Origin of the sequence: Sphingobium sp. SYK-6 (assembly GCF_000283515.1) — a bacterium.
Taxonomy (GTDB): Bacteria; Pseudomonadota; Alphaproteobacteria; order Sphingomonadales; family Sphingomonadaceae; genus Sphingobium; species Sphingobium lignivorans.
The window spans coordinates 3,422,403-3,439,292 of sequence record NC_015976.1; the positions used below are offsets into that span (position 1 = coordinate 3,422,403).

The following is a 16,890-nucleotide window of genomic DNA, read 5'->3' on the forward strand; positions in this document are numbered from 1 at the left end:
ACGAGGAGCCGCTATGGCCAAGGCTTCCCGCGCAATCCACCCGGCAATGCTTGCCGTCCTCACCGGCGCTGCGCGCGCATGACGCGCGGACGGCGCGTGACGGTCGGCCTGCTTGGCGGATCGTTCAATCCCGCCCATGGCGGCCATCGCGCCATTTCGCTGTTCGCGCGTGAGGCGCTGGGGCTCGACGAGATCTGGTGGCTCGTCTCGCCGGGCAATCCGCTCAAGCCCCGCACCGGCATGGCGCCGCTGCGCGCCCGCGTAGCAAGCGCCCGCAAGACCGCGCGGCGCGCGCCGATCCGCGTCACGGCCATCGAGCGGGATCTGGGCACGCGCTACACCGTGGATACGCTGCGCGCGCTGCGCCGGCGCTATCCCCGCATCCGCTTCATCTGGCTCATGGGCGGCGACAATCTCGCGCAATTCCACCAGTGGAAGGCCTGGCGCGACATCGCGCGCGGAACAGCCATTGCCGTCATCGCCCGTCCGGGCTATATTGGGAAGGCTTTAGGCTCACCTGCCATGGCCTGGTTGCGGCGTTTCGTCCGACCCGCGCGCCAGAGTAAAAGCTGGACGACATGGAGACTGCCGGCGCTCGTGCATCTGCGCTTTCGCCCTGATCCGCGATCGGCCACCCTGCTGCGGCAGAAGGCCCCCCATTGGCACCGAAGCTTTGCTTTTGCCGCGCCGCGTGACGGCGTGACCGGTCGCCGCATACCGAAGGAGTGACATTGCCCGACCCTTTACCGACCCGGATCGCCAGCCCCGCCAATGACGTGGGCCATCTTTCCAACGGCTTCGAATCGCCTGCCGACCACCTGCTGGGCATCGTGCTCCAGTCGCTGGACGACGATCAGGCCCAGGATGTCGTCAGCATCCCGCTCGCAGGCAAGAGCAGCATCGCCGACCATATCGTGATCGCTTCCGGCCGCTCTTCGCGCCAGGTCGCCGCCATCGCGCAGAAGCTTGCCGAGCGGATCAAGGAGGCTACCGGCCGCCATGTCCGCATCGAGGGGCTGCCCGTCGCCGACTGGGTGCTGATCGACGCGGGCGATGTCGTCGTCCACGTCTTCCGCCCGGAAGTGCGCAGCTTCTACAATCTCGAGCGCATGTGGGGCTTCTCGGACGCGCCGCTGGCCGCCGGAGAAGCCTGAGCGCGGCCAGCCGATCCGCCACGCCGGCAAGGACCGGGCGCGCACCGGAGCCCGGACCGGGCACCGGGCAGCTCGTCCGGCCGGGCCGGGACCGGCCGGCGCGCAGGCGATGCCGCCTATCCTCGCCGCATAAATCCGGCCAGCAACGGACGTAAGCGATGCTTCTCCACATTCTCGCGCGGGGGCGCATCGGCCGCTCCCCGGAAGCCGAGCTGGTCGAGCGCTACATGAAGCGCGTCACCTGGCCGACCCGCATCACCGAACTGCCCGATCGGGGCGGCAAGGTGCCCGCGCCGCCCCAGACCCCGGCCGTGACCGTCATGCTTGACGAGACGGGCGTGCAGATGAGCTCCATGGCATTTGCCGAGCGCCTCGGCCGCTGGCGCGACGACGGGATGCGCGAATGCCGCTTCCTCATCGGCGCGGCCGATGGCTTTTCGGAGGAGGAGCGCGCGGCCGCCAGCCTGCGCATCGCCTTCGGCGCCATGACATGGCCGCACATGATGGCGCGCGCGATGCTGGCCGAACAGCTCTGGCGCGCCACAAGCATCCTTGCCAATCACCCTTATCATCGCGAGGGATAGCGCATGATCGCCTTGCGCCGCCCCGCTGTCCTCCTGCCGCTGCTGCTGGGGATCGCGCTGCTGCCGGTGGCGCTCGCGGCGCAGGATGCCCGGCAACCGATCCCCGGTACCAGCCTGGACGAGGAGCGTGCGGCGCTCCTGCGGGCGAGAGCGCAGGCGGAGGAGGCCCGCAAGCGCAGCGAGGCCCTGGAAGCAAGCGCGCGCAAGGCGGCGAACGCGGCGGACCGCACGCGCGACCAGATCGCCGCGCTCGCCGCGCGCATCCAGCAGAGCGAGGCGGATCTGCGCGCGGGCGAAGCGCGGGTCGGCATCATCGCGCGGCTCCAGCGCGCGCAAGCGAAGCGCCTTGCCGAGCGCCAGACCCCCATCGTCCGACTGACGGCGGCGCTCCAGCAGATCGCTCGCCGATCCCCTGTGCTCACGCTGGTGGAGCCGGGCACGGTGGGCGATGCGGTTCATCGCCGCATCGTCCTCGCACAAGTGATGCCGGTGGTGATGGCGCGCACGCGTGACCTGCGGGCCGAGATCGCCCGCAGCGCCGACCTGCGCGAGAGCGCCGAGGCGGCAGCCGGCGCCCTCGCCCGCACCCGGGACGGCCTCGCCGCGCAGCAGCAGACGCTTGCCAGTCTCGAGCAACGCCAGCGCGTCGCCTCGCGCCAGTTGCGGGACAGCGCCAGCCTGGAGATCGAGCGATCCCTCGCGATGGCCGAGGAAGCGCGCGACATCGGCGAGCTCATGCAGACCATCGAGGAAGCGGGCGTGATCCGCGATGCCCTGCTCGCTCTGCCCGGCCCGGTCCCGCGCCCGGACACGCCCGATGACGCGCCCCTCCCGCGCGACAGCGGCGAGCCGGCAGGCGCATCACTGTCCGGCGACGCCGCAAGGGCTCCCATTTACCGCCTTCCCGTCGTCGGCGATGTCGTCACCGGATTCGGCGAGGTCAGCGAAAGCGGCCTGCGCGCGCGCGGCCTCACCATCCTGACGGCGCCCGGCGCCACCGTCGTCGCGCCCGCCGCCGGCCGCATCGCCTTCGCCGGCCCCTTCCGCGGTTATGGACAGATCGTCATCATGGAGCATGGCGGCGGCTGGACGAGCCTCGTCGCCCGGATGGACCGGGTTTCGGCGCAGGTGGGGGACATTGTGCGCCAGGGCGATCCGCTCGGCGCCACCGGCCCCGGCAAGCCGCGATTGCTCGTCGAGCTGCGCCGGCAGGACCGGCCGATCGACATCGGCGCGCTGCTGCGATGAGACAGCCGCCGTTCAGCATCGCGTAACGCTTCGCCGCGCAGGATGAGGCAAAGCTAGGCAGACCCGGCAATCCCGCCTATATCGAGCCCGAAGCGTCTTTTCGAAAGCCACGCAATGTCCAGTGCCCGCCGCACATTCCTGGTCCGCTCCGTCGCCATCCTCGGCGCCATCGCGCTCGTACCCGCCTCCACCTCGGCGGTGACGGAAAGCGAGAGCGAGACCTTCAAGCAGCTCGACCTGTTCATGGACGTCTTCCAGCGCGTCCGCTCCAGCTATGTGGAGAAGGTCGACGACGCGACGCTCATCAAGGGCGCCATCGAGGGCATGCTCTCCAGCCTCGATCCGCACAGCTCCTATCTGGACGTGCGCGACTTCGAGAATCTGAGGACGCAGACGGAAGGCAGCTATGGCGGCCTTGGCCTTTCGGTCACGCTGGAAGAAGGCGTGGTGAAGGTCATCGCCCCCACGGACGATACGCCCGCTGCCCGCGCCGGCATCAAGGCCGGGGATTACATCACCCATATCGACGGCAAGCTGATCTACGGCGGCTCGCTGGACGAATCGGTCGACAAGATGCGCGGCGCGCCGGGCACGACCGTCAAGCTGACCATTGCCCGTGCGGGGCGCGACGAGCCCATCGAGCTGGAGCTGACCCGCGCGATCATCGACATCAAGCCGGTCAAATGGCAAGTGAAGGGCAATGTCGGCGTCATCAAGATTGTCAGCTTCTCTGCCAACACCGGGGCGGACGTGCGCAGCGCCATCCGCAGCATCGAGAAGTCGCTGGGCCACAAGCCGACCGGCTATGTGCTCGACATGCGCTCCAATCCCGGCGGATTGCTGGACGAGGCAGTGACCGTCTCCGACGTGTTCCTGGAAAAGGGCCAGATCGTCTCGCAGCGCGGCCGGCTGCGCGAGGACACGCGTCCTTATTATGCCCGGCCGGGTGACGATACCAACGGATCGCCCATTGTCGTGCTGATCGACGCCGGCTCCGCGTCTGCCTCGGAGATCGTCGCGGGCGCGCTGCAGGATCATGGCCGCGCCCTCGTCATGGGCGAGCGCAGCTTCGGCAAGGGCAGCGTGCAGACACTGCTGCCGCTCTCCTCGGACACGGCGCTGCGCCTCACCACCGCGCGCTATTACACGCCAAACGGCAAGTCCGTGCAGGAAGGCGGCATCGAGCCCGACATTCTCGTGCCCCAGCTGTCCGATCCGGATTACGCCAAGCGGCCCCGCTACCGGGAAAGCGATCTGCGGCGCCATCTCATCAACGAAGCGAAGCTCGATCGCAGCGAACTGGAGACCGACACCAACACCGATCCGCGCTTCACCGCCACGGCCGAGGAACTGGAGAAGCAGGGGATCGAGGACTTCCAGCTCCAGTACGCGCTGGAGACGATCGGGCGACTGGCGCCCTCGTCCCAGCTTGCGGCGGCGAAGAAGGTGGCCGGGCAGAAATAAGATGCGGCGCGAGGCATTCCTGTCCTTCGCCCGCTTCGTGGCGATCATGCTGCCGTTCGGCCTGCTCGTCGGCGCCCTGGTCTCCCAATATGTCGGGGGCCTTTTCCCCTGCGAGATGTGCATGTGGCAGCGCTGGCCGCATCTGCTCGCGATCGCGGCGGCGATGGCGGCGATCGGCCTGCGCCGCAATCCGTTCGGGAGCGGCGTCTTCACGCTGCTCGCCGCGCTCTTCATTGCCACGAGCGGGCTGATCGGCGTCTATCATGCCGGGGTCGAATATGGGCTTTGGGAAGGCGTCACCACCTGCTCCACCATGGCCCGGCCCACGCCCGGCCAGTCGATGCTGGACAGCATCATGGAAGCGCGGCTCGTGCGCTGCGACGTGGCGCCCTGGTCGCTGTTCGGCATTTCCCTTGCCGGTTACAATGCCCTCTTCTCCCTGGGCGGCGCGCTGCTGATCTTCGCCCTGCTGCGCAAATGGAGCCGCTCATGACCTCGCCCGCGCCCACTCCGCCCCGCCCCGGCACCGGGCGCGCCGACCGCGCGGCGATGTTGCGTGTCGATCAGGCCGGAGAGTTCGGCGCCGTGCGCATCTATGCCGGGCAACTCGCCGTGCTGGGGGACCGGCATCCGATGAGCCGGCAGATCGCGCATATGGCGGCGCAGGAAGAGCGGCACCGCGCCCATTTCGACCGGATGATCGTGGAACGCGGCGTGCGGCCGACCATCCTGCAACCCTTCTGGCATGTGGCGGGTTTTGCTCTGGGCGCGGCCACTGCCCTCATCGGTCCGGAAGCGGCGATGGCCTGCACCGCGGCGATCGAGACCGAGATCGACGACCATTATGGCCGGCAGCTCGACGAGATCGGCGCGGATGATCCCGCGCTTTCCGGCGCGATTGCCGAATTTCAGGCCGAGGAAGTGGAGCATCGCGATACGGCGATTGCGCATGGCGCGGAAGCGGCACCCGCTTATCCGCTGCTGTCCGGGATGATCCGCCTCGGTTGCCGGGCTGCCATTGCCCTGTCACAGCGTTTCTGAGTCACAGCGTTTCTGAAGAAGGAAGTTCTCCCATGCGCGCCCCGCTCCTCCTCCTTGCCCTTGGCACCACCCTCATGGGCCTCCCCATGGGCAGCGCGGCCATGGCGCAGGACGTGCCCGCCATCGGCCCGCAGGATACGGAGAAGGTGAAGCAGGTGTTCGTCTATGGCGACGATCCCTGCCCGGCGAGCAGTGGCGATGAGATCGTGGTCTGCGCCCGCATGCCGGACAATGAGCGCTATCGCATTCCCAAGGATCTGCGCACCGATCCGCTGGACCCCAAGGTGCAGAGCTGGGCGAACCGTGCGCGCTCCATCGAATATGTTGGCCGGGAAGGCATCGACAGCTGCTCGCCCACTGGCGGCGGCGGCTTCACCGGCTGTTTCCAGCAGATCGCCCGCGCCGCGCGCGAAGAGCGCCAGACCATGCTCGGCAGCGCGACCTGGGCCGACGCGGTGGAAAAGGCCCGCTCCGAACGTCTCGGCAATCTCGATGCCGAATCGGAAGAGATCGAGCGGCAGGCGCGCGAGGAAGAGGCCGAGGCTGCCCGCCTGAAGGCCGCGCAGGAAGCGCAGCAGAAGAAACAGCAGGAGCAGGGCCCGCGCGAACCGCAGCCGCAGTGACGCGGCCTCAAAGGAAATAGCGCAGCTTCACCGTCGTGTGCGTCACGCCCGCGCCGATATGGATGACGGTCGCCTCGAACTTGGGCGGGCCGAACATGATGCGCGGGTTGCGTGAAAAGCCGATGCCCTCGCGCGGGATGCCGAGCGTCGTGTCGAGCCGGGCATTGCCATTCTCGTCATGCAGGATGAGCAGCGCATAGTCGCCCGGCGGCACTTGCGCGAAGGACAGCGTCGCAGCGGGGCTCGCGGCAATGCTGGCCTTCATCGCGGCCGGATCGTCCTCGCATTTCGGGAAATGAGCCGGATCACGAGTAAGGCAGGCGCGGATCAGGCCGCGCGCGGACCGCAGCCCCTCGAAGCGCACGGTCAGCGCCCCGCTCGCGCTCCCCGGAGACGCCGCCGGCTCGGCGCGCACGGCATCGCCGCCACCCGTCAGCGCCGCCAGTCCCGCAAGCCCCGCCAGCACCCCGAGGCACCCGCGTCGCACGACAGTCGCCGGCGCCCTCATCCTTTCCGCGCGGCGGGCGGCGCCGCAAAGTCGCCGGAAAGCCCCCGGTCCGTGCCGCAGAGCCGGTCCCACACGCGAAAATAGAGTCCATAGTTGCACTGATATTGCTCATGATGGCGCTGGTGATGCGAGGCGGTGATGAGCCATTCGCCCAGCCGCCCCCGCACCAGCCAGCGTGGAAACATTTCCCAGCCCATGTGATTGGTGACGCCCATCACCGTCATGATCGTGAGCACGAGGCCCAGCGCGGCGACATGGATGGGGATGAGGAACACCAGGACGGGGATCACGACTGCGCCGGTCAGCGCTTCCCATGGATGGAAGCTCATCGCGGCCCAGGCCGTGGGCGGGCGGCTGGCATGGTGGACGGCATGCGCCACGCGGAACAAGGCCGGGCGATGCATCAGCCTGTGGGTCCAGTAAAACCAGCTGTCATGCGCGGCGAGATAGAGCAGCACGGAGAGTGGCAGATACCAGAGCGGCCAGGCATGGAGATCGGTATAGATCAGCGTCCAGCCCCGGTTCTGCCAGCCCCAGGCGACCAGCCCCGCCGGCAGGCCGAACACCAGCGCCGAAAGCAGCGACCAGCGCACTTCCCGCCCGATCTGCCCGCCCTGCCCCTGGTAAAGTCCCGGCCGCACCAGCCGCGTCGCCAGCGCGAAGCCGCCGCTGGAAAGCAGATAGCGCACCGCAATGATGCCCGTCATGGCCAGCATCGAGGCGAGGATGATCGGCACGGCCTGCATGGGCGCGCCTTATAGGCAGCGAGGACGCTAGGGAAGCTCTTGCGCACCTAACCGTCGCATCCCGGGCACATCGGCTTCACCGTTTGACCTAAAGTATATGATATACTAGCCTCTCGCGATCCGCGCGTCTTGCGGGCATCGGAAGGGGGACTGCATGCACAGCGGAAGACAAGGCGGCACCTTGCGGCGCGTGGCGCGACTGGCGATGGCGGCGCTGGGGTTGTTCTTTTCCGGCATGGCGCTCGCGGGCCCGCCGGTTCTCATCAGCGGCGTGACAGTCATCGACGGCACCGGCGTCGCGCCCCGGCCGGATCAGGACGTGCTGATCGACAAGGGCCGGATCGCCGCGATCGGGCAAGGGCTGAGCGCGCCGCGCGGTGCCACGCGCGTGGACGGACGCGGCCGGTATCTGCTGCCCGGCTTCATTGACAGCAATGTCCACGCGACTGTCTATGGCAATCCCGCGCGCCGGGACACCTCCTCGCGCTATGCGGACCGCAATGAGGACCTCGCCCTCGAGTTCGCGCAGCGCCAGCTCAAGGCCGGCGTGACGACCATCCGGGACAGCTATGGCGTGCTGCCGCCCCTGCTCGCCGTGCGGGACCGGATCGCCCGGGGCGAGGCGACGGGCGCGCGCATGCTCGTGGCGGGCAACATCCTCGGCTGGGGCGGCCCCTTCTCGCTGACGTACTCGCTCACCGGCGATCGCGACCTCACCATGTTCCAGGAGCAATGGAACGACATCCTCGCGCAGGGCATGGGCGAGGAACTGATGGACATGACGCCGGAGGAACTGCGCGTCGCCGTCAGTGCCTATCTCGACCGGGGAGTCGATTTCCTCAAATATGGCGGCACCAGCCATTTCACTTTCCCCTCGCTCATCGGCTTCTCGCCGCGCCAGCAGCGCGTGATCGTGGAGGAAGCGCACAAGCGCGGCCGCATCGCGGAAACGCATGCGACCAGTCCGGAAGGCCTCTACATCGCGGTGGAAGCGGGCATTGACCTCATCCAGCATCCCGAGATCCTCAGCCGCGATTATCCCCAGGAGCTGATCGACCTCATCCTGAGCAAGGGCACGCTGTGCGCGATCCGCGCCAACATGGTGACCGGGGCGGTGCGCCAGCGCCAGATCGAGAAGCGCGCCGCCGCGCTGGCCTCGATTGCCAAGATGCCGCCTGCCCGCACCAGCACGGAAGTGCGCCGGCGCGCGGTCCTGCGTGGCGAGGATGACGAGATCCAGCGCCGCAATGCGGAGCGGCTCATCAAGGCAGGGTGCCCGGTGACCATCGCCACGGACAATTATCTGGGCGACGCCCCCGAGTTCCGCCGCAGCCCCAAGACGCCGGATCAGGAACCGGGCGAAGGCAGCCTCCTCGCCATCGAGGGGCTGGTGGAGCTGGGCATGAGCCCGATGGACGCCATCGTTGCGGCGACGCGCAACGGTGCCCGCGCGACCGGCCGGCTGAACGAACTGGGGACGATCGAGACCGGCAAGATCGCCGATCTCCTGCTGCTCGGCGCGGACCCGACCGCCGACATCCGCAATATCCGGCGGCTGGAGCGCCTGTTCTTCGCTGGCGAGGAAGTCGATCTCGCGGCCCTGCCCCACACGCGGCTGTTCATGGAGGCGCCCGCGCAGAAGTGAGAGACGGGAATGGCCCGGCGCGAGCAGGGCCGTTTCGATCCCCACCACTTCCCTGTTCTGATTTGCCGCGCGATGTTCTAGGGCTCGCGCATGAAGTCCGCGCAACCCGTCGATCTCGCCATTGTCGGCGCCGGCCTTGCCGGGGGACTGATCGCGCTGGCCCTGCGGGCAAGGCGGCCGGACCTGCGCACGGTGCTGATCGAGGAAGCGCGCTATTCCGGCGGCAATCAGCTCTGGTCCTGCTTCGCGCATGATGTCCCGGCGGAGAGCCGCTGGCTGATCGAGCCGCTGATCGTGCATGGCTGGGGCGGGCATGAAGTGCGCTTTCCCGGCCAGCAGCGCCGCATCGACAGCGGCTATGCGACCCTCACCAGCGAGCGTCTCGGCATCCGCCTCCACCGCGCCATGCCGGAGGGAGACCTGCTGTTCGACCAGGCCGCGACGGCCCTTGCGCCGCATGTGGTCACGCTCGCCGACGGGCGCACGATCGAGGCGCGCGGCGTGATCGACGCGCGCGGCCCGGGGGACATGAGCGCGCTGGCGCTGGGCTATCAGAAGTTCGTGGGCGCAAGCTGGGTCTGCGACCGGCCCCATGGTCTGTCCGAGCCGATCATCATGGATGCCACCGTTCCCCAGCATGATGGCTACCGCTTCATCTACACGCTCCCCCTCTCGCCGACCGAGCTCTTCATCGAGGATACTTATTATGCCGATGACCCGGGCCTCGACGAGCCGGTGCTGTCCGCGCGGATCAGCGAATATGCCCGGGCGCAGGGCTGGGATGGGGAAGCACGTGGCCATAGCGAGACCGGCGTGCTGCCGGTCTGCATGGGCGGCGACTTCGAGCGTTACTGGGACGCGCAGGCGCCGGGCGTCGCGAAGGCGGGGCTGCGCGGCGGCTTCTTCCATGCGCTCACCGGCTATTCCCTGCCCGATGCGGTGCGAACGGCGCTCGCCATCGCCGCGATGGACGATCTCTCGGGGCCGGCGCTGCATGCGGCGCTGCGGGCCCGGGCGCGGGCGCACTGGCGCGGCCAGGGCTTCTACCGCATGCTCTCCACCCTGCTGTTCCGCGCCGCCGGCCCGGACGAGCGCTGGCGCGTGCTGGCCCGCTTCTATCGTCTTGACCCTGCCCTCATCGGCCGCTTTTATGCCGGCCAATCCACTTTCACAGACAAGATGCGCATCATGATCGGCAAGCCACCTGTGCCTGTGAGCCGCGCCATCCAGGCGCTCGGAGCCGCCAAGCCATGAAGAGAGCAGTCATCATCGGCGCCGGTTTCGGCGGCCTCGCGCTGGCGTTGCGCCTGCAATCGGCGGGCATCGCCACCACGGTCGTGGAAGGGCGGGATCGCCCGGGCGGCCGCGCTTATGTGTGGAAGAAGGACGGCTTCACCTTCGATGCCGGCCCCACCGTCATCACCGATCCCGATTGCCTCGCCCAGCTCTGGCGCCTCTCCGGCCACGACATGGCGGAGGATGTGACGCTGCTGCCGGTCAGCCCCTTCTACCGGCTGAACTGGCCGGACGGCACCAATTTCGATTACGGCAATGACGACATGCTGCTCGACGCCGAGATCGCGAAGCTCGATCCCGCCGATGTCGTGGGCTACCGCAAGTTCCTGGCCTACAGCACCGAGGTCTATCGCGAGGGCTATGAGAAGCTCGGCCATGTCGCGTTCCTCGACTTCAAGTCGATGCTCAAGGCCGCCCCGGCGCTGGCGCAGCATCAGGCCTGGCGCTCGGTCTACAGCATGGTCTCCAGCTTCGTGAAGAACGAGAAGCTGCGCGAGGCCCTGTCCTTCCATACCTTGCTGGTGGGCGGCAATCCGATGACCACCAGCGCCATCTATGCCCTCATCCACAAGCTGGAGAAGCAGGGCGGCGTCTGGTTTCCCAAGGGCGGCACCAATGCGCTGGTGAGCGGCATGGTGACGCATTTCGAGCGGCTCGGCGGCACGCTGCATCTGGGCGATCCGGTAGCGACGATCGAGACGGTGGGGGACCGGGCGAGCGGCGTTACCACCCGGTCGGGCCTGCGCTTCGAGGCGGATGCCGTCGCCAGCAATGCCGATCTCATGCACAGCTATGCCGATCTTCTGTCGGGCCATGTGCGCGGCGAACGGCGCGCGCAGGCGCTGGCGGGCAAGCGCTGGAGCCCCAGCCTCTTCCTCGTCCATTTCGGCATCGAGGGGACATGGCCGGGCATTCCGCACCACATGATCCTGTTCGGCCCGCGCTATCGCGGGCTGCTGACGGACATTTACGAGCATGGCGTCCTCTCGCAGGATTTCTCGCTCTATCTGCATCATCCCACGGTGACGGACCCCGATCTGGCGCCGCCGGGCCACTCGACCTTCTATGCGCTGGCTCCGGTGCCCCATATGGGCAAGCTGCCGGTCAACTGGGACGAGATCGGCCCCATCCTCGCCAACCGAATCCTGGACGAGGTCGAGCGCCGGCTGATCCCGGACATACGCGCGCGCATCAAGGTGCAGTTCTCCTACGCGCCGACCGATTTCGCGCGCGATCTCAACGCGCATCTGGGCAGCGCCTTCAGCCTCGAGCCCCTGCTCACGCAAAGCGCATGGTTCCGCGCGCACAACCGGGATGATGTCATTCCCAATCTCTATTTCACCGGCGCGGGGACGCATCCTGGCGCCGGCATTCCCGGCGTGGTCGGCTCGGCCCGGGCCACCGCCACGCTGATGCTGGAGGATCTTGCATGAAGACGTTCAATCGCCTCGCCGTCTATTGCGGTTCGGCCACCCCGGCCGATCCGCAGTTCATGGCGATGGCGAAGGAAGTGGGCGCGGAGCTGGCCCGCTGGGGCATCGGCATCGTCTATGGCGGCGGCCGCGTGGGCCTGATGGGCGCGGTGGCCGATGCGGCGATGGCGGCAGGCGGCGAAGTGATCGGCGTCATTCCCGAGGCGCTGGTCGGCGCGGAAGTCGCGCACAAGGGCCTCACCGAATTGCATGTCGTGCCGGACATGCATGCCCGCAAGGCGCTCTTCACCAGCCTCGCGGACGGGTTCGTGACGCTGCCGGGCGGCGTGGGCACGATGGACGAGCTGTGGGAAGCGATCAGCTGGGCCCAGCTTGGCTATCATGACAAGCCGGTGGGGCTGCTCAATGTCGCGGGTTTCTACGACCAGCTCATCGCCTTCGACCGGCACATGATCGAGACCGGCTTCATCCGGCCCGCCCATGCCGGCATCCTCATCGCCCGGAACACCCTGCCCGATCTGATCGACGCGATGGCCGCCTATCAGCCGCACGAGACGATCTTCTCGATGAAAGCGGCGCGGCTTTGAGGCACCGGACGGCGCAGGCGCCAGGGCGCGGATGACGTGAGCGAGGCGCGCGCCGCGCTTGTCGCGCATGCCCAGGAAAGCATCGCGCGGGGGTCCAAGAGCTTCCGCACGGCCTCCCGCCTGTTCGACCGCACGACGCGCGAGCGGGCCTGGCTGCTATATGGCTGGTGCCGCGCGTGCGATGATATCGCCGACGGGCAGGACCATGGCGGCACGATGCATGCGACATCCGATCCGGCGCGCCGGCTCGCGGATATCCGCGCGCGGACGCAGCGGGCGCTGGGCGGGGCAGCGGGCATCGATGATCCCGCCTTTGCCGGCCTCGCCGTCGTCGCGGCCGAGTGCGCGATCCCGCGCCGCTATATCGACGATCTGATCGAGGGCTTCGCGCTCGACGCGGCGGGCTGGCGGCCGCGCACGCAGGAGGACCTGCTCCTCTACTGCTATCATGTCGCCGGCACGGTCGGCTGCATGATGGCGATCGTGATGGGCGTGGCACCGGACGATGCGCCGGTGCTGGACCGCGCCTGCGATCTCGGCCTTGCCTTCCAGCTCGCCAACATCGCCCGCGACATCGCCGAGGATGCGGCGGGCGGTCGCTGCTATCTGCCCATGGACTGGCTTGTCGAAGCCGGCATCGATCCGGCCGATCCGATGGCCCCGGCTTCGCGGCCGGCGCTCGCCGGTCTGGCGCGCCGCACGGCCGATCTGGCGGCGCGGTACGAAGCGAGTGCCCGCTACGGCACGCCTGCCTTGCCGTTCCGCTCGGCCTGGGCCGTGCTCGCGGCCGCCGGCATCTATGGCGGCATCGCGCGGCATGTCGCGGCCGATCCGGAGCGCGCGCTCGAAAGCCGTGTCTTCACCTCCCGCGGCGAGAAGCTTGGCTGGCTGATGCGCGCCGCCGCGCAGGCCGCCACCCGTGGGCGCCTCTCCGCGCCCGGTCCGCGCGACCCTGACCTTTGGACTCAGTCCCGGATCGCCACCGGACGAGCGCCTATTTGATCGGGATCAAATCCGCCCAGGCAAAAAGCTGCTCGAATGTCCGGCGGGAGGCGCCGATGATTCCGACACGCCATGATTATTATCGCCGCAGGGCGCGCGAGCACCGCAAGCTCGCGCTGGCCGCCGGCCAGTCCGAGCAGCGCGCGATGCATGACCAGCTGGTGCGCGCTTATGACGCGCTCGCGAAACAGTATCGATTGCGCCAGATCGTGCGGCTGAAGATCTGACAGAGCGTCGGGGCCGGTCGAGACCGGCCCTGCCCCGCCCGCCCCGGTCGGACGTGCCGGGGGCGCGACCCGAAGGCCGCGCCGCCCGGTTCAGAAGCGCATGCCCACGCCCAGCAGGACGTTGTCGCGCTTGAAGCCGCCGCTGATGGTGGCGTCGCCATCCGCGAGCGAATAGTCCGAATAGTCGGTGTGGACATATTCGAGCTTCACATAGCTGTTGGCGAGCAGATTGACCTGCACGCCCGCGCCGGCATGCCAGCCGTCCATGTTCTCCGAGAGGGTGAAGCTGTCCGCCGCCGTCACATGGTCGATATATTCCATGCGGACCTGCCCGTTCGAATAGCCGCCCTTGGCATAGAGCAGCACGCGCGGCGCCACGTTGAAGCCGGCGCGCGCGCCGAGCGTGATGTTGCGCCCCGCCTTCACGCAGGTCTCGACTTCGGTGTAGACTTCCGCGCATTGCTTGGCCGACGATCCCTCGATGCCGGCATAGGCACCCAGGCTGAAGGCGCCGAGCCCCAGGTCATAGCCGATCTCGCCGCCATAGATAACGCCGTCTTCCTTCTCGCTGGACGTCACGACATCGGCGTCGGCATCGCCCTGCGTGTGCTGGTCGATGGAGACCCGATCCCAGCCCGCATGCACGTCCGCGCGGAAGCTGCCGATGGTCTGCGCCTGCGCCTGACCCGCCCATGCGGCCGACGCCGCGAGAAGGGCAGCGAGCACGATCTTCTTGTTCATAATAACTCCGTCATGTTGGCGCCCAACCCACCAACATCATGACGGAGACATTGCGGAAGAACCGTGACGAAACCGCACGGCTCTCGTCAGCCAAGCGCTGCCCCCAAGGGAGTCAGCCCGCGCCCGGCCGGCGCCTATTCGATGCCGGTAAAGACGAACTTCTGCACCCGCTGCCCCTGATTGACCTCGGACGTGTAGATATTGCCGTCCCTGTCCGTCACCATGGAATGCAGCCAGATGAACTCGGCCGGGCCCTTGCCGTTCGCCTTGCCGAAATGGCCGATGATCTGGTGTGTCTCGCGCAGCAGCGTCCAGACGCGGCCATTCTCCATGTCGGTGACGTACATATAGGTCTCGTCCGGCGAGAAGGCGACGTCGCTCACCGTGCGCAGCCCGCCCGTTTCCGGCGCGATCAGGATGTCCTTGACGAACACCGCCTTGCCGTCCGGCCCGTCGCGGAACATCTGGATGCGGTTGTTGCGCCGGTCGCAGACATAGAGGTCGCCGTTCGAGCTCTTGACCACGCAATGCACGATGTCGCCGAACATCGGCGAGCGCGGATTGGCCCCGCCATCGGCCGTGCTCGCCGCCATGCTCTGGTCGAAATCGCCTTGCCGCGCCGGCGCATCCGGCGCGCTCGCATAGGCGCCCCAGAAGCGGCGGAAGGCATCGCTCTTCGCATCGAAGGTGATGACCCGCTTGTTGATGTAACCGTCCGCGATGAGCAGTTCGTCATTGTGGCGATAAATGTCGGCGGGGCCGCCGAGCTTGGCCTTGTCGAGATTGCCGCCGGTGGCGCCGCGCGTGCCGAACTGGCCCAGATATTTGCCGTCCATGCTGTATTTGACGACGACATGATCGTCCTTGCCGTTGCCGCCGATCCACACATTGTCCTCCGCGTCCACGAACACGCCGTGCGTGCTGGCCGGGAACTGGTTGACGCCGTCGATCTCCGGCGCGGTGGACTTGCCGTCCCACGCGGCCAGCACTTTCCCTTCCGGCGAGAGGCGCAGCACGGTCGGCGCGGGCTGGCGCGTCGGGCCGGGGTCGCGCACGGAATGCGGGCGATGGACGAGCCAGATATTGCCTTCCCTGTCCGTGGAAAGCCCCGCGACCTGGCCGATCACCCAGTTCTCGGGAAGCTGCGGCCAGGCGGTATCCGCCTTGAAGCGGGGGATCGGCGTGCCGGAGACCAGCGCCGTCTGCTCGATGTCGACTAGTCCCGCGCGCGTACCGCTGCCCGGCTGCGCGCCCACCTGACAGGCAGCCAGGGCAAGGAAGGAGAAAGCGAGCATTGTCTTCGCGGTCTTCACGGCTGGCATGAGAGGCTCTCCTGACAAGATGTCGGGTGGGAGACTGGCGGCAAGTGACTGATTCGGCAAGGCTCAGCTGTCCCGCACGGCACGACGCGAAATGCCGGAACCATTCGCCCGATGGGGAATTTCTGACGCGCAAAACATTTGAGGGCAACACCGATGGATCCGCTGTGGGATCGCACTTATCTCCAAAGACAGATCGACAAGTCCCGGGAGCTGGCGCACGCGGCGCTGCATCCGGACGTGAAGGCCATCTATCTGAGCTATGTACAGCATTATGAGACGCTGCTCACCACGCTGAGCAAGCGCGGCGCGCAACCGGCGCAGGTCTGAGGCGACCGCCGGGCGCCGGGCCCGGATGCGCCGGGCCCTTGGCGCGCCGGCACCCTTTTCGAACAGCCCCCGCTCTTTACGGGCGCGCGCGACCGGCGCTCAGTTCACCCGCTCGCAGCGGAAGATGCGGCTGCGGCCTAGCTTGCAGCGATGCCCGCCGAGCGCGGCTTCCTCGATCTCGAAACTGTCGCCCGCGCGGGGCGAAGCGCGTAGCTCGATTGTCTCCGTCTGGCGCCAGACCGCGCCTTCCCGGGTGGTGATGACCAGCTTGCGATCGGCCGCGAGGCGTGCGCTGGCGACTTCCGTCTGCAGGGCCCGGAGCGGCGCCGGGGGTGCGGCAGGCGCTGGCGCTGGTGTCGGCGCGGCAGGAGCGGCCTCGGCACGCTGCGCGGGCGCGGGCATCGCCGGAGCCGCAGGCGCCGCCGGCGGCGGGACAGGCACGGCTTCGGATCGCCGCTGCTGTCCGAAGGACTGGCGCGCCTCGTTCATCTCACGCTCGCTGTCCAGCAGGCCGCTGCCGCGCAGCACCTGATCGATGCAGGCATGCCGGGCCGGCGCGCCGGTCTGCCGGGCACATTGCACGATCGCTTCCCAGTTCGCCGCCGCATCCCCGGCCGGCTGCGCCCGACCGGCCGCCGCCGGCAAGGCAAGGGCGGCGAGACCGATGGAGATGGCAATCCTCATTCGCGTTCCTCCTGTCCCCGCGTGGGGCGGGGTTTTGAACGACCGGGCATCTATCCCCGAGGCCCGGTCACCGCACAAGGTCTTTCCGGCGCGGATGGCGGGCGCGGCGCTCCGCCAGCGTGTCCTCCCCGCCCCCGCTTTCCGTCCCGATCTGCAAGAGCCTTGGCGGAAAAAAGGACGGTCTCGCGACGAATGCCGCGAGACCGCTCAGGGGGAAGAGGAGCCGGCGCATGGTTGCAGCATGCGCCCGCCCTGTCG

The 16,890-nt window shown here is 68.2% G+C and carries 20 protein-coding genes; 15 read left to right on the top strand and 5 right to left on the bottom strand.

What is annotated here, in order from left to right:
* Positions 1–78: 78 nt before the first annotated feature.
* The 8 genes from SLG_RS15655 to SLG_RS15690 all read left to right on the top strand — a co-directional run bounded on the left by SLG_RS15655 (position 79) and on the right by SLG_RS15690 (position 6,114).
* Positions 79–729, top strand: a complete 651-nt coding sequence (locus SLG_RS15655) for a nicotinate-nucleotide adenylyltransferase (RefSeq protein WP_014077475.1) — start codon at positions 79–81, stop codon at positions 727–729.
* A 47-nt stretch (positions 730–776) separates the two neighbouring features.
* Entirely contained in the window at positions 777–1,154 is a 378-nt protein-coding gene (rsfS, locus tag SLG_RS15660) for a ribosome silencing factor (protein WP_041393514.1), read from the top strand.
* Between the two features lie 158 nt (positions 1,155–1,312).
* The gene (locus tag SLG_RS15665; protein ID WP_014077477.1) at positions 1,313–1,738 is read left to right on the top strand and encodes a 23S rRNA (pseudouridine(1915)-N(3))-methyltransferase RlmH; all 426 of its coding nucleotides are present in this window, start codon (positions 1,313–1,315) and stop codon (positions 1,736–1,738) included.
* Between the two features lie 3 nt (positions 1,739–1,741).
* Positions 1,742–2,986, top strand: a complete 1,245-nt coding sequence (locus tag SLG_RS15670) for a murein hydrolase activator EnvC family protein (protein ID WP_014077478.1) — start codon at positions 1,742–1,744, stop codon at positions 2,984–2,986.
* A 114-nt stretch (positions 2,987–3,100) separates the two neighbouring features.
* On the top strand, positions 3,101–4,450 hold the full coding sequence (locus SLG_RS15675; protein ID WP_014077479.1) for a S41 family peptidase: 1,350 nt from the start codon (positions 3,101–3,103) through the stop codon (positions 4,448–4,450).
* A 1-nt stretch (position 4,451) separates the two neighbouring features.
* Complete coding sequence (locus SLG_RS15680; protein ID WP_014077480.1) at positions 4,452–4,943, top strand: disulfide bond formation protein B; 492 nt, start codon at positions 4,452–4,454, stop codon at positions 4,941–4,943.
* Entirely contained in the window at positions 4,940–5,491 is a 552-nt protein-coding gene (locus SLG_RS15685) for a demethoxyubiquinone hydroxylase family protein (protein WP_014077481.1), read from the top strand. The genes SLG_RS15680 and SLG_RS15685 overlap by 4 nt, the downstream gene beginning before the upstream one ends.
* Before the next feature lie 32 nt (positions 5,492–5,523).
* Positions 5,524–6,114 carry a hypothetical protein gene (locus SLG_RS15690; RefSeq protein WP_014077482.1) on the top strand — a complete coding sequence of 197 codons (591 nt, stop codon included), beginning with the start codon at positions 5,524–5,526 and terminating at the stop codon, positions 6,112–6,114.
* A 7-nt stretch (positions 6,115–6,121) separates the two neighbouring features.
* On the opposite strand, the gene SLG_RS15695 is transcribed toward SLG_RS15690, so the two are convergent.
* Together SLG_RS15695 and SLG_RS15700 are read right to left on the bottom strand one after the other, a co-directional pair.
* Positions 6,122–6,622, bottom strand: coding sequence for a DUF2141 domain-containing protein (locus tag SLG_RS15695; RefSeq protein ID WP_148276623.1), 501 nt, complete (start codon positions 6,620–6,622; stop codon positions 6,122–6,124).
* The gene (locus SLG_RS15700; protein WP_014077484.1) at positions 6,619–7,368 is read right to left on the bottom strand and encodes a sterol desaturase family protein; all 750 of its coding nucleotides are present in this window, start codon (positions 7,366–7,368) and stop codon (positions 6,619–6,621) included. Before SLG_RS15700 ends, SLG_RS15695 begins: the two co-directional genes overlap by 4 nt.
* Positions 7,369–7,522: 154 nt before the next feature.
* Here SLG_RS15700 and SLG_RS15705 point away from each other — a divergent pair, with 154 nt between their 5' ends.
* The 6 genes from SLG_RS15705 to SLG_RS21800 all read left to right on the top strand — a co-directional run bounded on the left by SLG_RS15705 (position 7,523) and on the right by SLG_RS21800 (position 13,558).
* The gene (locus SLG_RS15705) at positions 7,523–9,013 is read left to right on the top strand and encodes an amidohydrolase family protein (RefSeq protein ID WP_014077485.1); all 1,491 of its coding nucleotides are present in this window, start codon (positions 7,523–7,525) and stop codon (positions 9,011–9,013) included.
* A 90-nt stretch (positions 9,014–9,103) separates the two neighbouring features.
* Positions 9,104–10,267, top strand: coding sequence for a lycopene beta-cyclase CrtY (gene crtY / locus SLG_RS15710; protein ID WP_014077486.1), 1,164 nt, complete (start codon positions 9,104–9,106; stop codon positions 10,265–10,267).
* Positions 10,264–11,742 carry a phytoene desaturase gene (locus SLG_RS15715; RefSeq protein ID WP_014077487.1) on the top strand — a complete coding sequence of 493 codons (1,479 nt, stop codon included), beginning with the start codon at positions 10,264–10,266 and terminating at the stop codon, positions 11,740–11,742. Before crtY ends, SLG_RS15715 begins: the two co-directional genes overlap by 4 nt.
* On the top strand, positions 11,739–12,329 hold the full coding sequence (locus SLG_RS15720) for a TIGR00730 family Rossman fold protein (RefSeq protein WP_014077488.1): 591 nt from the start codon (positions 11,739–11,741) through the stop codon (positions 12,327–12,329). The genes SLG_RS15715 and SLG_RS15720 overlap by 4 nt, the downstream gene beginning before the upstream one ends.
* A gap of 36 nt (positions 12,330–12,365) precedes the next feature.
* Entirely contained in the window at positions 12,366–13,331 is a 966-nt protein-coding gene (locus SLG_RS15725; protein WP_014077489.1) for a phytoene/squalene synthase family protein, read from the top strand.
* 56 nt (positions 13,332–13,387) lie between these two features.
* Complete coding sequence (locus tag SLG_RS21800; RefSeq protein WP_014077490.1) at positions 13,388–13,558, top strand: hypothetical protein; 171 nt, start codon at positions 13,388–13,390, stop codon at positions 13,556–13,558.
* A gap of 90 nt (positions 13,559–13,648) precedes the next feature.
* Here SLG_RS21800 and SLG_RS20550 read toward each other — a convergent pair whose 3' ends face one another.
* Together SLG_RS20550 and SLG_RS15740 are read right to left on the bottom strand one after the other, a co-directional pair.
* Positions 13,649–14,299, bottom strand: coding sequence for an outer membrane protein (locus SLG_RS20550; RefSeq protein WP_014077491.1), 651 nt, complete (start codon positions 14,297–14,299; stop codon positions 13,649–13,651).
* A gap of 134 nt (positions 14,300–14,433) precedes the next feature.
* On the bottom strand, positions 14,434–15,621 hold the full coding sequence (locus SLG_RS15740) for a hypothetical protein (RefSeq protein ID WP_014077492.1): 1,188 nt from the start codon (positions 15,619–15,621) through the stop codon (positions 14,434–14,436).
* Between the two features lie 153 nt (positions 15,622–15,774).
* Here SLG_RS15740 and SLG_RS21805 point away from each other — a divergent pair, with 153 nt between their 5' ends.
* Complete coding sequence (locus SLG_RS21805; RefSeq protein WP_014077493.1) at positions 15,775–15,948, top strand: hypothetical protein; 174 nt, start codon at positions 15,775–15,777, stop codon at positions 15,946–15,948.
* 99 nt (positions 15,949–16,047) lie between these two features.
* Here the strand turns inward: SLG_RS21805 and SLG_RS21810 are convergent, their stop codons facing one another.
* Positions 16,048–16,632: a hypothetical protein gene (locus tag SLG_RS21810; RefSeq protein ID WP_014077494.1), complete on the bottom strand. Its 585-nt coding sequence runs from the start codon at positions 16,630–16,632 to the stop codon at positions 16,048–16,050.
* Positions 16,633–16,890: the final 258 nt, after the last annotated feature.